This is a genomic window from Geodermatophilus obscurus, assembly GCF_900143215.1.
Lineage (GTDB): Bacteria > Actinomycetota > Actinomycetes > Mycobacteriales > Geodermatophilaceae > Geodermatophilus > Geodermatophilus obscurus_A.
Window position 1 is genome coordinate 323094 of record NZ_FRDM01000002.1, and the last position, 14023, is coordinate 337116.

Sequence of the window (14023 nt, forward strand, 5' to 3'; positions counted from 1 at the left end):
CAGGAAGGACCAGTTCCGTGGACAGTCCATCAGCTCCCCGTGTCAGGTTGCTCGACGGCTTCCGCCTCGAGGTCCCTGGCCGCGACCGGCGGTCGACCGCCGACCTGCCACATGGAGTGCAGCGGCTGGTGGCACACCTGTGTCTGTCCCTCAGGCCGGCCCGGAACGCGACGGCCGGCCACCTGTGGCCTGACGTGCCGGAGGCCCAGGCGCACGGGAGTCTGCGGTCGGCGCTGTGGCGGCTCAACAAGGTGGCGCCCGGCCTGATCGAGGTGTCGGGGAGTGCACTCCGGCTGGCGGCGGGCGTCCGTGTCGACGTCCGCGAACTGAACGACTGGGCGCAGCGGGCGATCGCTCCGCCCGTGGGTGCAGACGACGTCGCGGTCCCGGACGCAGCGCTCCTCGGCGATCTCCTGCCCGGTTGGTACGACGAGTGGGTCCTCCTCGAACGGGAGCGGCTGCGTCAGCTCCGCATGCAGGCGCTGGAGGCGGTGGCAGCCCGGCTCGCCTTCCTCGGCCGCCACTGCGAAGCCCTGGAGGCCGCTTACGCCGCCGTCCGCGCCGAGCCGCTGCGAGAGAGCGCCCACCGGACGGTGGTCCGGGTCCACCTGGCCCAGGGGAACCTGGCTGAGGGCCTCCGGGCCTACGACTTCTTCCGGACGCTGGTGCACGAGGAGCTGGGCGTGCCCCCGACCGAGCAGATGACCCGGCTGGTCCAGCACATCCCGCGACTGCGCCGGGCGCTGTCCGCGGAGCCCCGGCCCCTCGGAGCAGCTGTGGTCCGGCCCGTGGCGGACACCTGCCCAGGAACCGGGCGGCGTCCGAGCTGACGCCGAGAGATCGACGAGAGGGGACTCCCACGGCCCGCCCCTCCCGTGTCTCCACCGGACGGGTTCCGGGTCCTCCGACGGGGGAGGGGGTACGGCCGCGCTCCACGTGTGCGGAGTGCCCAGGACGTCGTCCGTCGTCGCGGTCGCCCCCGCGCGCTGGTGCGTCATCCGTACGGGGGACTGCGCCACGCAGCGGGACGTCTGAGCATGGGTCCTCGCCCCCGGACGCGTCGTGCGGTGCCCGGAGGGCGGACTCTGCAACGCTGCGCGGGGACACCGTGGGAGAGATGACGTGGTCGACGATCCGAGTGCGGCACTGCTCATCCGCGTCTGGCTCGAAGGTGCCGGAGCGTTCAGAGCGCGGCTCCTGACCCTGCGGAACGCCTCCGCGGAGACCCCTGCGGAGGAGGTGACGGTGGCCGTGGCGGCGTCACCCAGTGACGTGCTCGACGCCGTGCGTGAGTGGCTCGACGGCTTCACCCGGCAGGCGACGAACTCGGTTGACACTGTCAAGTGAGCCCTCAGGCTTGACCGACAGGCACGCCCTGGAGCGTCCACCCGGGAGGCAAAGGGGTGACGGCAGGTGGATGGCGATCCGGCCCCCCGGGTGACCTTGCTGGACGGTTTCGCTCTCTTCCCTGACGACAGCGACCGCAGGACGGTGGTCGGCGTCCTGCCGCCGGCGGTCCAGAGACTGGTGGCCCACCTGTGCTTCTGCGGACGACCGGCACGCGCTGCGGTGGCCGGTCGTCTGTGGCCCGATGTCCCGGAGCAGCAGGCGCAGGGCAGCCTCCGATCGGCCTTGTGGCGGCTGCAGAAGATCTCGCCGTGGCTCCTCGACGTCTCCGGCGGTGCCCTGGCGCTCGCCGCTGACGTCCGGGTCGACGTCCGGGAACTCGGGGAGTGGGCGCACAGCGTGTCGGCCCCCGGTGAGGACGGCGCCGATCCGGGCGTGCCCCCTGCCGAGCTGCGTGGGGAACTGCTCCCTGGGTGGTACGACGACTGGGTCCTCGTGGAGCGGGAGCGGCTGCGCCAGTTGCGCGTGCACGCTCTCGAGCGGGTGGCCGTCAGGCTCGCGGCCACCGGGCGTCACGGCGAGGCGCTGCAGGCCGCGTACGCCGCGATCCAGGAGGAGCCGCTGCGGGAGAGCGCCCACCGGGTCCTCGTCGGGGTGCACCTGGCCGAGGGCAACGTGGCGGAGGCCGTCCGGACGTACGAGAGTTTCCGCACGGTGCTGCTCGACGAACTCGGCGTCGTCCCCTCGCAGGAGATGGCCCGGCTGGTCCGCGGGATCCCACGGCCCCGTCCGGCTGCGGACCGGCGCTCGGTCACCGCCCGCCCGGGAGTCCCGACCGAGGTGCCGGGGGAAGGCGTCGGGTCTCGCGATCGGATCCGCGGAGGAACCTGAGACGGGTCTCTCCGGCAGTGCCCCGGCGCCAGTGCGATCGAGTCGGCCTGGCCTGCTCCGACGCCGCGGTCGTCGAAGCAGCCTGAGTCCGCGGGTGCAGAGGCTGGCTTCGTCGAGCCGGCGCCTCACGGCGGGCGCGACCCTTCGGCGTCGCTGTCGTGGAGGTCCCGCCGAGCTGCTCCGGCCCTGGCATGGGTGACACGATGCGGTCATGGCCGCGCCAGGGACGCCGGGCGGCACGGGCGGCACGGCCTTCGTCCTCGGGGGCGGGGGAGTGCTCGGCGCGGCCGAGGTCGGGATGCTGCAGGCGCTGTTCGAGCACGGCGTGCGCCCGGACCTGATCGTCGGCACGTCGGTGGGCGCGATCAACGGAGCCCTCGTCGCCGCCGATCCGGGGTCGAGCGCGGTGGACCGGTTGCGCGCCGTGTGGGAGGAGCTGGCCTCCCAGGGGATCTTCGCCGGGTCCGTGCTGGCCCGCCTGGGCACCCTGGCGCGGACGCGCACCCACCTGCACCCGCGCGAGCCACTGCGGGACCTGCTCGAGACCCACCTGCCGGTGCGGACCTTCGCCGAGCTGCACGTGCCGTTCCAGTGCGTCGCGGCCAGCATCGAGCGAGCCGCCGAGCACTGGTTCACCGAGGGCGCGCTGGTCGACGCGGTGCTCGCCTCCTGCGCCGTCCCCGGGCTGCTGCCGGCGGTGGAGCTCGAGGGGGAGCACTACCTGGACGGCGGGCTGGTGCACAGCATCCCGGTCGGCCGGGCGGTCGCGCTCGGGGCCGACACCGTCTACGTGCTGCACGTCGGGCGCATCGACCGTCCGCTGAGCCCGCCGACCGGGCCGTGGGAGGTCGCGCAGGTGGCCTTCGAGATCGCGCGGCGGCACCGGTTCGCCGCCGACCTGGCCGCCCTGCCACCCGGCGTCACGGTGCACGTGCTGCCCTCGGGGGACCCGGCTCCGCCCGGGGCCGCCAACCTGCGCTACCGCGACTTCTCCAGCGTGCCCGCCCGCATCGACCAGGCCTACGTCGCGGCCCGCGACCACCTGGACCGCAGTGGCGCGTCCCGGGACGGAGGGACCTGAGGTGCTGCCTCCACGCCGCGTCCGGCGCGTCACCGGTCCGCTCCTCGTCGGCGCGCTGGTGGCCGCGGTCGCCCTGCTGCCCGCGCTCGTGGTCGTGGCGGTGGTCGCCTCGGTCTTCCTGCCCGGCCGGCTGCGCGCGCTGCGGCTGCTGGCCTTCGCGCTGGTCTACCTCGCACTGGAGGTGGCCGGGCTCGCGGTCGCGGCGGTGCTGTGGGTGCTCAGCGGCTGCGGCCGCCGGTTGCACACCCCCCGGGCCCGGGCGGCGCACTACACCGTGCTGCGCCTGCTGCTCGACACGCTGATGCGGGTGGCGCAGCGGCTGTTCGCGCTGCGGCTGGTCACCGACGGGGAGTCCTGGTCGCCGCTGGACGACGGAACACCCGGCTCGACCAACGCCATGGTGGTGCTGTCCCGCCACGCCGGTCCGGGCGACTCGTTCCTGCTCGTGCACACGCTGATGAACCGCGACCACCTGCGCCAGCCGCGGATCGTGCTCAAGGACGTGCTGCAGCTGGACCCGTTGATCGACGTGTACCTCAACCGGCTGCCCAACCACTTCGTCTCGGCGGATCCGTCCGCCGGCGACAGCTCCGAGGAGGCGATCGCCGACCTGGTTCGTGACCTGGGCGAGGAGGACGCGCTGCTGATCTTCCCCGAGGGCGCGAACTTCACCCCGCAGCGCCGGACCCGGGCCATCCAGCGACTGCGCGACCGAGGGCTGCTGTCGGCGGTGCGCCGGGCCGAGGCGATGCGGCACCTGCTGCCGCCGCGTCCGGGCGGGGTCGTCGCGGCGCTGCAGTCAGCGCCGCACGCCGACGTCGTCCTCGTCGCGCACACCGGGCTGGAACACCTGAGCACCGTGCGCGACCTGTGGCGGAGCCTGCCCATGGACAAGACCCTGCACCTGCGCTGGTGGTTCATCCCGGCCGCGGAGGTGCCGCGGGACGAGCCGGAGCTGACCGACTGGCTGTACCACTGGTGGGAGACGATCGACGCCTGGATCACCACCACCTCGGCGGCTCAGCAGGCGCAGGACGCGCGGAGGACCGGTGTGCCGGGGGTGCCCGGCGCGGGCCGCGCGCTCGGGAGCGAGCTGCCGTAGCGAGCCGGCGCCGTCGCCCCGCGTCGTGCGGGTGCACCCGCTGGCCGGTGCGTCAGCCCTCGCCCGGGAACGGTGGCGCGCTGTCCGCCACGACTGCTCCCCGCTGACCCAGCGGCTGCGCGGGGCCGACCGTCGAGTCACGGGCGGTCTGGCGCTCCGTCTCGGCATTGACGGCCGCGCCCACGAGGACCAGGAAGACGGTCGTCCACAACCAGAACATGCTGATCGCCACCCCGGCGAGGGACCCGTACGTCGACTGGTAGCTGCCGAGGCGCTCGACGTAGGCGAAGAGTCCCGCCGTGGTGGCCAGCCAGAGCAGCGTCGCGATGGTCGAGCCCCCGGTGATCCACCGCCAGCGGGCCTCCTTACGGTCGGGTGCGTACCGGTACAGGACGGCGAGCACCACGGCCATGAGGACGGCGAGTGCCGCCCAGGACACCGCGGGCAGGACGGTGCGGACCGGCCCAGGAGCCTCGGGCAGCGCCCGGGAGACCGCACCGGCCGCGGCGATCACGGCGCCCAGGAGGAGGGCTCCGCCCAGCACGAACACGAGCGCGAGTCCGCTGCGACGGAGGAACCCCCGGGTCTCGGTCTCGTGGTAGGCGAGGGTCAACCCGTCGATGAGGTAGGTCATGGCGGTCGTCGCCGTCCACAGAGCCACCACGAGACCGGTCAGCCCGCGCCAGGTGAGCACCTGGGTGGAGGCGGCCGTGATCGTCGTGAGCTGGTCGGCCACCACCGACTGGAGGTCGGCGGGGAGCATCCCCGCCATGCTCGACAGCTGCTGGAGCGCCTGCTCCGGCGTGTTGACGGCCCCGTAGACCGAGATCGCCGTCACCAGCACCGGAGCGATCGACAGGACGGCGAAGAAGGCCACGCCCGCGCTCTGCACCATGAGGCGGTCGCTCAGCACGTGCCCCGCGACGCGCCGGATGATGCGACGCCAGCCCGAGGCGGTGATCTTGCGGGGCGAGTCCGCGTCGCTCGCCTGCGGACCGTGTCCTCGCTCCGTCGCCCGCGGAGCGTGCCCGTCGTCCCGAGCCCACGTCATGGCCCATCTCACCTGCGGCCGGGACGGGCCGCAAACCCCGCGCCCGGTGGGGAGGAGGGGCCGCGCCGCCGCGGCGGTCAGGCGGGGTTCGTCCCGACCGGCTCCGGATCCGGCCGGCTCACGCCGGACGCGGGCCAGGGGTGCGGGGTGGTGGACCCGAGGACGACGGGCAGGGACTCGTGACCGCGCAGGATGACCGTGCCGCGGCGGCGCCCGGGACCCGCGGGGCCGAGATCGGGGAACCGCTCGAACAGCGCCCGCAGCGCGACCTCGCCCTCCATCCGCGCGAGCGCGGCGCCGAGGCAGAAGTGGATGCCGCTCCCGAAGGCGAGGTGGTCGCGCGCGTTGGGGCGCGTCACGTCGAAGACGTGCGGATCGGCGAACACCCGCGGATCCCGGTCGGCCGCGGCGAGCAGGAGGATCAGCCACTCCCCCTCGGCGACGGGGACCCCGTGGACGGTGGTGGACCGCCTGGCCCGGCGTCCGGTCCGCTGCACCGGGGGGTCGACGCGGAGGACCTCCTCGATCGCGTTCGGCCACAGCGACGGGTCCTCGGCGAGCAGCCGGCGCTGGTCGGGGTGGGCGAACAGCAGGGCGGCCCCGTTGCCGATGAGGTTGACGGTGGTCTCGAACCCGGCGCCGACGACCAGCGCCGCCGTGGCCCGCAGCTCGGTCTCGGTGAGGCCGCTCCCGTCGTCGTCGACCGTGGTGACCAGGCCGGACAGCAGGTCCGCGCCCGGGTTCCGGCGCAGCTGCTGCAGGTGCCCGCGCCACCAGGCGTCGAGCTCGGCGAGGCTGCGCTCGACGTCGCGGTGGGTCGACCAGTCCAGGCCCATGTCCAGGACCGGCGCGCCGCGGTCGCCCCAGGCGAGGAACTGCTCGCGCATCGCCACCGGGACGCCGAGCATCTCCGAGATGACCGTGACCGGCAGCAGACTGGCGTAGCGGGCGACGAGGTCCGCCTGCCCGCCGTGCACTGCGGCCTCGCGCTCGAGTCCGTCGAGGAGCTCGTCGGCGATCTGGCGGGTGCGCTCGCGCAGCCCGGCGACGGCCCGGGCGCTGAACGCCCGGCTGACCAGCCGGCGGTAGCGGGTGTGCTCGGGCGGGTCGACGGCGACCATCGACGGCGGGTCGATGGGGCTCACACTCCGCCGGGGCCCGGCCAGCCGCAGCGCCAGCCGCAACACCGGTGGCAGCCGGTCGGTCCGGTACGCACCGATCTGCCCGAAATCCTCGCTGCGCAGGACGTCGGTGCAGACGTCGTGGTGGACGCTGACGCGGGCCAGGGCCCCGTCGGCGAAGGGGGTCGCCGTCCGCAGCCGTTCGTAGTGGGCGTACGGGTCCGCGCGCAGGGCCGGGTCGGTCATCACCTGGGCGTCCGGGTTGCCCGCGCGGGCGCGTGCCCGGATCGCCACCCGCATCGCTCCGTGCGTGGCGGCCCAGCGGACCGCGCTGCGCGCCAGTTCGTCCATCGCCCTCGTCCGTCCCCTCCGCGGCCGGCGGCTGTCCGCGGCCGGCGTGTGCCCATCCTCGGGGACGCAGCGCCCCGGTTCCAGGCTCGACGGCGCCGATCCGGCGGTGACGGGTGATCGGCCGGGCGGGAACGTGCCGACGTGCCGGACCGCGGAGCTGCGCCACCAGGGGACCGCCGCAGGAGGGTGGTTCCCACGCCGTCCGCGCGGTCCGCGCCCGACGCGGTGGCGCCTGTCGGCGCGACCGCCCGGGGACGACGCTCCCGGGGGCCGGCGTGCACCGGTGCGGGCAGACCTCGCGCCGCTGCGCTCCGGCCGGAAGCCGAACGGCCCGCCCCCGGTTGGCTCCTCGTGTGAGGCTCTCGCTGCTCGACCGCTCCCGGACCCGTGCAGGCCATCCCGAGGGGGCAGCGCTGGCGCACACTGTGGAGCGGTCGGTCGCGGTGGAGGGGCTCGGCTACCACCGGTTCTGGGTGGCCGAGCACCACGGCGTGCCGGGGGTGGCGTCGGGAGCGCCGGCGGTGCTGCTGGCGGCGATCGGGGCGCACACGGCGACGATCCGGCTCGGGTCGGGCGGAGTCATGCTGCCGCACCACCAGCCCATCGTCGTGGCCGAGCAGTTCCTGATGCTGGCCGGGCTGTACCCGGGCCGGATCGACCTCGGCCTGGGCCGCTCGCTCGGCTTCACCCCGCCGGTGCGCCGCGCCCTCCGTCGCTCCGGCGACGAGCCGGACACGTTCGCCGACGACATCGTCGAACTCCGCAGCTACCTCGAGCGGACCGCACCGGTCACCGCTCACCCGGTCGTCGAGGAGCCGGTTCCGCTCTTCGTGCTCGCCACGGGCCGCGGGATCGAGGTCGCCGCCCGGCTCGGGCTCCCGGTCGTGCTGGGTGGCCCGGCGCTGGACCAGCCCGACCTGGGGAACCTGCTCGCGGCCTACCGCCGCGACTTCCGTCCCCATCGGGATGGCCGTCCGCACGTCACGGTCTCGCTCGACGTGCTCATCGCCGACACCGATGCCGAGGCCCGCGAGCTGGCGCTCCCCGAGGTGTGGGCGATGGTCCGCTCGCGGCGCACCGGCGTCTTCGACGTCCTCGAGCCGGTGGCGGCCATCCGCGACCAGCGCTGGGACGACCGGCTCGCCGACCGGATCCAGCACGGCCTCGACGCCGTTCCCACCGGCAGCCCGGAGACGGTCCGCCGCCGCCTCGAGCAGCTCGCCGATCGCACCGGCGCCGACGAACTGCTGGCCACGGGCGCCACCTACGACCGCGGGGCGCTCGCCGACTCCGATGCCTCGCTCGCGGCGCTGCTCGCCTGATCCGACCGGCGACTCCGGCACGGGACTTCCTGCCCGGGACGCGGTCAGGGCCGGGACGAGGTCCTCGATGTGCTGGGCGGAGCCGTGGCGGTCACCTGCGGTGAGGGTGGGTGGCGCCGGCTCGCCGAGGATGTCGGTGGGGACTGCCCCCGGTTCGGTTGACTCCCTGCCTGTGCGGCTTCGGCCTCGCTGAAGGGATCACCATGGTGCCCAAGCCGTTCCCGGCAGAGTTCCGTCGTGACGTCATCGCCGTGGCCCGCAAGGGCGAGGCCTCGATCGCGCCGATCGCCAGGGCTCGAGCGTGGGAGCGCTGATGCCGCCTAGCGGCGCGCCCTCCTGCCCATCTCTCCCCAGAACCTCCGGAGATGGGGTCGGGGCATCTCCTGCCATGACGCGGTCCTCCGCCGAGGGCTGTGGTCGAGCAAGGTCTGTTGTCGTCGACAGAAGGTTTCGGTCAGTTCGGCGTGGTAATTGACGTGGCCCTTCGGGGGATAGGGACAGAGGTCGAACTCACAGTCGCCGGGGCAGTTCTTCCCGGGCTGCGATCCCCCGGCGACGCCGATCTTCCGGTTGGGGTCGAGTGGGCTGCGGTCACTGGCGAGGCAGAGCGGCAGGTCGCGCCGGTTCGCTCGGGAGAGCCTCTCCTCACGGAGCCTCGCGTTGTCACCCCGGTCTGCCAGGTGCAGCAGCAGCAGTACATCCGCGACGAGCTGCTGGGCGCTCCGGTCCAGGGCGCTCCAGCCGATCGACGGCGGGATCCAGAGGGCGTGCTTGCGCAATTCCGCCCGGCTGATGGCGCTCGCCCCGATCTTCGAGGTGACGCCGTGCTCGTCGATCCACATGAACCGTTCCGGCCGGCCAGCTTCCAACGCCTTGATGACCAGTTCGCCGGCCTCCACCACGAACCGGTGCGTGCTCGGGGCGTTGCCCTGATCCCGCGGCTCCCTGCCCTCGTCCCTGAGATCACCAGCGATCTCGACCCACCGGCGCACCCGCGCCCGCACGTCGGATTGACGGACACCCCGAGTAGACGGCCCCGGTACGCGCCTCCCGGCGCCCTCGGACAGGTCCGGCAGCGCCCACAGGCCGAGCGCTTGGACCAAGGTCATCTGGGAGAACCAGAAACCACTTCGTCGAAGGAGCTCGACGGCATGCTCGGCGAGGTACGTGCGAACCTCGCCATGGGCCCGAGAGTGCTGAGCGCGTCGGTTCGCGGCGTACTTGAAGCCTTGAGCCAGCGCTACCTCGATGGAGATGGGAAGTGCCGGTGCCGGCGGCCGCCAGTCGTCGGCAGTGCGCTGCACCGCCCGCTCTGTCGGAGCTTCTTCCTCGACGGGTGTCAAGGAGTTGCCTCCTGTCCATCCCTCACGTCTCCGGTCGGTACGCAGCTCAGGACGGCCCACCCTGCCGATCCACTTCCTGAGGTTCTCCTCGGGCGTGTGTCCGCTCGTCCCCTCAGGGTGGGATGCGCTCCCCGTCGAATGGTCGCTCGAAGGCGCGTACAGGAGTGGCGCGAGCCAGGCCGACATGATGCTCTTCCGCCAATTCTCATGGCTCTGCCAGGCGCCGGAACTCAAGGCATCGAGGGTGGCCTCGAATTGTCCGCTGAGCGCGTCGAACGCAGTGGTTCCACCCACGCCCAGCTCTTGTGCCACCGCATGCCGGACAGGATAGGAGCTGGCCTCCACGTAGCCGATCCGGAACATCTCCCCGTAGGCAGCCTGCAGGATCGACTTCTCCTCGGTGAGTTCGGTTCGACGCGGATGGGTCCTGATCCGCTGATCGACTTCCCGCAGTGCCTCACCGAAGCGATAGACGAATCCGAGCTTTGCTTCCTCGAGGGTCCGCAGGTCGGATCCACCGAAGGTCGGCCACTTGTCCGCGGCCCTCTGTGCGAGTAGGTGCAGGCGTCGGCCAGGTTCGAGTGACACGGGGATGAGAGCATCGATCTCCACGGCGGCGGCGAGGATGTCGAGAGCCTTGCTGTCCGAGCGCTGCTCGGCCTGGTGCAGCAGGAGTCGAACCAACTCCTCGTTCGTGCCACCGTGCCCCTCGCCGGCAACGGGTGCTCCGGTCTGGCCGCGCGAGAGCAGGACCAGGGCGATCAACAATTCCCGTCCCGGGCGCTCCGGAGCCTGGAATGCATGACCCAGCAAGGTCCGGTCCTCCAGGAGACTCGCCAGTGGACGTGAGCCGAGGTATGCCTGCAGCACGCTGTGCTGGAACCTGACGCCCTCGCCACGGACCTCGACCAGACCGAGTTGCGTTCCCCAGGCGGCTGCCAGGCGTGTGTTCACCTCGCCCCTCAGCCGTTCCGCCGCAGGCACGGCCGCGTTGAGCCAGGAAGACAGGGCTTCAATCTGGAAGCGGTCGATACGTGCCGGCTCACCGGAGCCGGGTTCGCCGTTGGACCCCCTCGGGGGTGCGATGGTCGCGACCATCGGCTCTCTCGGCTGGCCTCCCGACTGGTGGGCCTGGTGTTGTTGAGCAACGGATGCGCTGTCGGATCGCGGAGCGGGATCTTGCGGCGGACCGGTCGGCTCCGGCGCCGCCGAGCCGTCAGCCGGCGACGTCTCTCGAGCCCTTCCCTCCGGGTCCGCCTTGACCCTCGTCCTGTCCTTCTTCTTCCGGACGATCTTGAGGGCTTTCTCGTACTTGACCTCTAGTTGATCGTTGAGGAGTCCGACGCAGGCGAGGGCGGAGATGTAGGCCATGGTGGCCGTTCGTTGCTCCGTGGTCAGGGGGAGCTCTCCGCGCAGTCGTCCGCTGATCAGCGCGGACCGCCAGGTGTCGAGCAGATTCCGTCGAAGCGCGGAGCGGTCCATGTTCCTCGTGTTGAGCGTGCTGACCGATTCGTCATCCGTGATCAGATGGCTCAGCAGTCGCTCGGCGTTCAGGTCGTGCGCGATGCGCAGGTACAGGGGGGCCTCGGTCACGCCGGCCGTCTCGACGATCCAATCCACGCGCCGGGGATCGATGTGCCCGTCGTCACTGCTCAAGTACTGCAGCGCCGCCTCCTCGCTGAGCGACTCCAGTTCAAGGATGGAGGCGTCCATTCCGCGAAGGGAGTCGTGGGGCCGGGACGTGATGATCAGGGGAAGACTCTCCTTCCGCGCCTGTGTGATGGCGAGACGGATGTGGTCGTCACGGTCCTCGTCCGCGGGGAGCGCTTCCTCGAGTCCGTCGGCGAGGACCACGAGTCGGTCGTCCTTGCCGAGGTATCGCCAGATCTTGTCGCCCTCGCCGCTCGACAGCAGGCCCCCACTGATCTGCCACTGGAACTGCTGGCAGGCCAACTCCCGGAAACTGAAATTCCGTGGCACATCGCGCATTCGGATGGCGATGGGGGTCGCGCCCTTCTTCGCCAGGAGTTCGACCAGGTGCACGATGACCGCGGTCTTCCCGGTACCGACCCCTCCCACGATGAGCTGCGGACGGCGGTCGCGACCGGTGTGCACGTTGTCGATCAGCACCTTGCACAACTCGTCCCTGCCCACCACCTTTCCCGTACTGCTGCCCGCGGTGGGGACCAGCTTGTGCGGCTTGGTGGTGGCGTCCTGCTGCCGCGACTTGGGCACCTTGCGGAGCCTGCGGAACAGGAAGATGGCTGTTGCCAAGGCGACGGAGAGCCACGGCAGCACGAACCCCGTCAGAGCGCCGCAGGAGATTCCCATTCCGCTGCAACGACGATCGAGATCCAGCCCGGTGAAGTCCGATCCCCGAGTGAGGAACACGTACAGTGCGCGGACGACCCACACCACGAGGAGGACGGCGCCGCCGTAGGACAGCAGCCGGAGTGCATTGATCGTCTTCCGAGAGCGCCAGCGCTTCGGCTCGTCGATCCCGACCTCGCGACGCCGACGACGGAGCCGCTCCGGCCAGCCGACGAGCGTGTGACGCAGTCTACGGCGCGTCCGTCTGAGGAGGAGCCTGACGCGGTTCGGCGGGCGCCTGGCCCGAGAGGGCCTCCTGGGCGAGGATCCGCTCACCTCGGCCTCCCGACATCTGTGGGGCGATCCAGTCTCGTACCGGGAGTGGCGGGGGCAACGGCCGTGCTGGGCATACGGGGAAGGGCCCCGGCGCTCGATCACGGGTCGTCGACGTCGGCTGCCCGGAGCCTGCCTTCGCACGGCATGCCGTCCGCCCACGCGACCGTCGCGCATGTGAGTGCTGCGGTGTGGGGGACTCGCACACGTCGTCGTTGACCGGCTTGAGCGTCAAGGGGGCAGCCGTCGGCGGCCCGGTCGGAAGTCCACAGTCCGAGCTGACCTGTTCAACCGCGCCACCGGCACGAGGCGCTCGCTCCAAGGGAAGGCTGAGGAAGGCATGGCGAGAGGCTCCGCTGCTCCCATCACCGGACTGTCACCCGTTCGTCACGGCGGTCGCGGTGGGCGGAGTCCGCGTTGTAGCCGTGCACGACTCTGCGGTTCCCGGGGCCGGCGCGGACACCTGGCCGATGGCGTGCCGGGTGGAGGTCGTCCCCGAGCACCTGGCGCACGCGAACTCCACCACCACGCTCACCGTCCACCAGCGCGTGCACCCCGGTACGGGCCGCCAGGCTGCCGGCCGCTCCGCCGCGCTGCTCGACGGCTGAACCGGGCAGCGGAGTCCCACGGTGTTGCCACGAAGGCCTCAGAGGCACGACATGGGAGGCCCGGGTTCCTGACCAGTAGGAGCGCCGAGGTGATCGAGTGTCCGGTGGCGACACGCTCCATGCGCACACGGCTGGGTCCGCCTCGCTCGTAGCCGGTGGCGGGCTGACGGTCCCTCCACCGCCCCCGCTGGGGGCACGTCGTGTCCGCCGCCATGGCGAGCCTGAACGCCAGGATCGGACACAGGTGCCAGGGGAGGGCGGGTGACCGACTTCTTGCGGGTGACGGTGCACGACCGGGTGGAGTCGATTGAGGACGACCGCCGGCAAGGCCGCTCCGCCGCGGGCACCGCTCGCCTCGGGCAGCCGGAGATCGGCATCGGGTTCATCCCACCGGTCGGCGCGACGCAGGCGCTGGCCCGCCTGCTGGGGCGGCCACGGGCGCTGCGCTTCCTCTACGACGGCACCCTGCTCAGCGCCGAGGAGGCCTGCGCCATCGGCCTCGTCGACGTCGTGGTGGCTGCCGAGCGGCTCCGCGAGGAGGTGCAGGGCTACGCCGAGGGGCTGGCCCGGAAGCCGGCGCGGGCGCTGGCGGCCATCCGGCGCTGCATCACCGAGGGCGTCGACCTGCCCTTCGACGAGGGCCTGGCCATCGAGCGGGAGGAGGCGGTGGCGCTCGGCGCCACGGCGGACTTCCGCGAGGGGCTGGACGCCTTCCTCGGCAGGCGACCACCGGTCTGGTCGGACCGACCTGGGGCCCGAGTCGGGTCCGCGTGGACCCGCGGCCGCCGTCGAGGGGTCGCAGGTTCTCGTTCGGCCGTCCCGGCCACGTGGTCTCGGGATCGGCGACGGTCCGGACCCTCGGGGGGGCGGAACTGTCCCGGCGGGGGCGGCCACCCGGCGGCGGTGGCGATCCGGGCCGGCCGCCGGGCGCATCGAATCCGCGCCGAACCGCTCGACCGGCCCGATCGGTGCCATGGTGTGGAGTCCATGTGGCGACGGCGCGTGACCTCGCCACTCCCCGTATCGGGAGGAGCAGGTCATGGTCGTGCTGCACACCGCGATAGCCATCGCCGTCATCGTGCTGCTCATCATCAGGATCAGGATCGACCCGGTGATCTCGCTGATCATCGGGTCGCTCTATCTCGGCCTGGCGACCGGGGTGG

General features: G+C 72.4%; 11 protein-coding genes and 1 pseudogene. 9 read left to right on the forward strand and 3 right to left on the reverse strand.

The genetic code is table 11. From position 1 onward, the window contains the following. Window positions 1–128: 128 nt before the first annotated feature. The 5 genes from BUB17_RS03880 to BUB17_RS03900 all read left to right on the forward strand — a co-directional run bounded on the left by BUB17_RS03880 (window position 129) and on the right by BUB17_RS03900 (window position 4421). Window positions 129–830, forward strand: coding sequence for an AfsR/SARP family transcriptional regulator (locus BUB17_RS03880; RefSeq protein WP_244276885.1), 702 nt, complete (start codon window positions 129–131; stop codon window positions 828–830). A gap of 292 nt (window positions 831–1122) precedes the next feature. After that, window positions 1123–1347: a hypothetical protein gene (locus BUB17_RS03885; RefSeq protein WP_072913603.1), complete on the forward strand. Its 225-nt coding sequence runs from the start codon at window positions 1123–1125 to the stop codon at window positions 1345–1347. 285 nt (window positions 1348–1632) lie between these two features. Next, window positions 1633–2238, forward strand: a complete 606-nt coding sequence (locus tag BUB17_RS03890) for an AfsR/SARP family transcriptional regulator (RefSeq protein ID WP_244276887.1) — start codon at window positions 1633–1635, stop codon at window positions 2236–2238. A 211-nt stretch (window positions 2239–2449) separates the two neighbouring features. Next, entirely contained in the window at window positions 2450–3319 is an 870-nt protein-coding gene (locus tag BUB17_RS03895; RefSeq protein WP_072913609.1) for a patatin-like phospholipase family protein, read from the forward strand. 1 nt (window position 3320) lies between these two features. After that, window positions 3321–4421 (forward strand): lysophospholipid acyltransferase family protein, encoded by a 1101-nt coding sequence (locus BUB17_RS03900; RefSeq protein WP_072913611.1) that lies wholly within the window; start codon window positions 3321–3323, stop codon window positions 4419–4421. Between the two features lie 52 nt (window positions 4422–4473). Here the strand turns inward: BUB17_RS03900 and BUB17_RS03905 are convergent, their stop codons facing one another. Together BUB17_RS03905 and BUB17_RS03910 are read right to left on the reverse strand one after the other, a co-directional pair. Continuing rightward, window positions 4474–5472: a YihY/virulence factor BrkB family protein gene (locus BUB17_RS03905; RefSeq protein WP_072913615.1), complete on the reverse strand. Its 999-nt coding sequence runs from the start codon at window positions 5470–5472 to the stop codon at window positions 4474–4476. A gap of 77 nt (window positions 5473–5549) precedes the next feature. Next, window positions 5550–6944, reverse strand: coding sequence for a cytochrome P450 (locus tag BUB17_RS03910; protein WP_072913618.1), 1395 nt, complete (start codon window positions 6942–6944; stop codon window positions 5550–5552). Window positions 6945–7297: 353 nt separating this feature from the next. Between BUB17_RS03910 and BUB17_RS03915 the strand changes: the two genes are divergently transcribed. Then, window positions 7298–8266 (forward strand): MsnO8 family LLM class oxidoreductase, encoded by a 969-nt coding sequence (locus BUB17_RS03915; RefSeq protein ID WP_072913621.1) that lies wholly within the window; start codon window positions 7298–7300, stop codon window positions 8264–8266. Between the two features lie 320 nt (window positions 8267–8586). Here BUB17_RS03915 and BUB17_RS03920 read toward each other — a convergent pair whose 3' ends face one another. Further along, window positions 8587–12027 (reverse strand): hypothetical protein, encoded by a 3441-nt coding sequence (locus BUB17_RS03920; protein ID WP_072913625.1) that lies wholly within the window; start codon window positions 12025–12027, stop codon window positions 8587–8589. Between the two features lie 650 nt (window positions 12028–12677). Between BUB17_RS03920 and BUB17_RS03925 the strand changes: the two genes are divergently transcribed. The 3 genes and pseudogenes from BUB17_RS03925 to BUB17_RS28490 all read left to right on the forward strand — a co-directional run. Next, a complete protein-coding gene (locus BUB17_RS03925) occupies window positions 12678–12860 on the forward strand; it encodes a hypothetical protein (RefSeq protein ID WP_072913629.1) in 183 nt (60 codons plus the stop codon). Window positions 12861–13157: 297 nt separating this feature from the next. After that, a pseudogene (locus tag BUB17_RS28485) lies at window positions 13158–13592 on the forward strand (enoyl-CoA hydratase/isomerase family protein); the annotation flags it as partial. Between the two features lie 307 nt (window positions 13593–13899). Beyond that, the coding region (locus BUB17_RS28490; RefSeq protein ID WP_175561264.1) for a GntT/GntP/DsdX family permease at window positions 13900–14023 on the forward strand (124 nt) is incomplete at its 3' end.

Excerpts from the sequence above, each read along its gene's own strand:
- BUB17_RS03910 (WP_072913618.1), bottom strand. The coding sequence starts at position 6,944 with ATGGACGAACTGGCGCGCAGCGCGGTCCGCTGGGCCGCCACGCACGGA.
- BUB17_RS03895 (WP_072913609.1), top strand. The coding sequence starts at position 2,450 with ATGGCCGCGCCAGGGACGCCGGGCGGCACGGGCGGCACGGCCTTCGTC.
- BUB17_RS03905 (WP_072913615.1), bottom strand. The coding sequence starts at position 5,472 with ATGACGTGGGCTCGGGACGACGGGCACGCTCCGCGGGCGACGGAGCGA.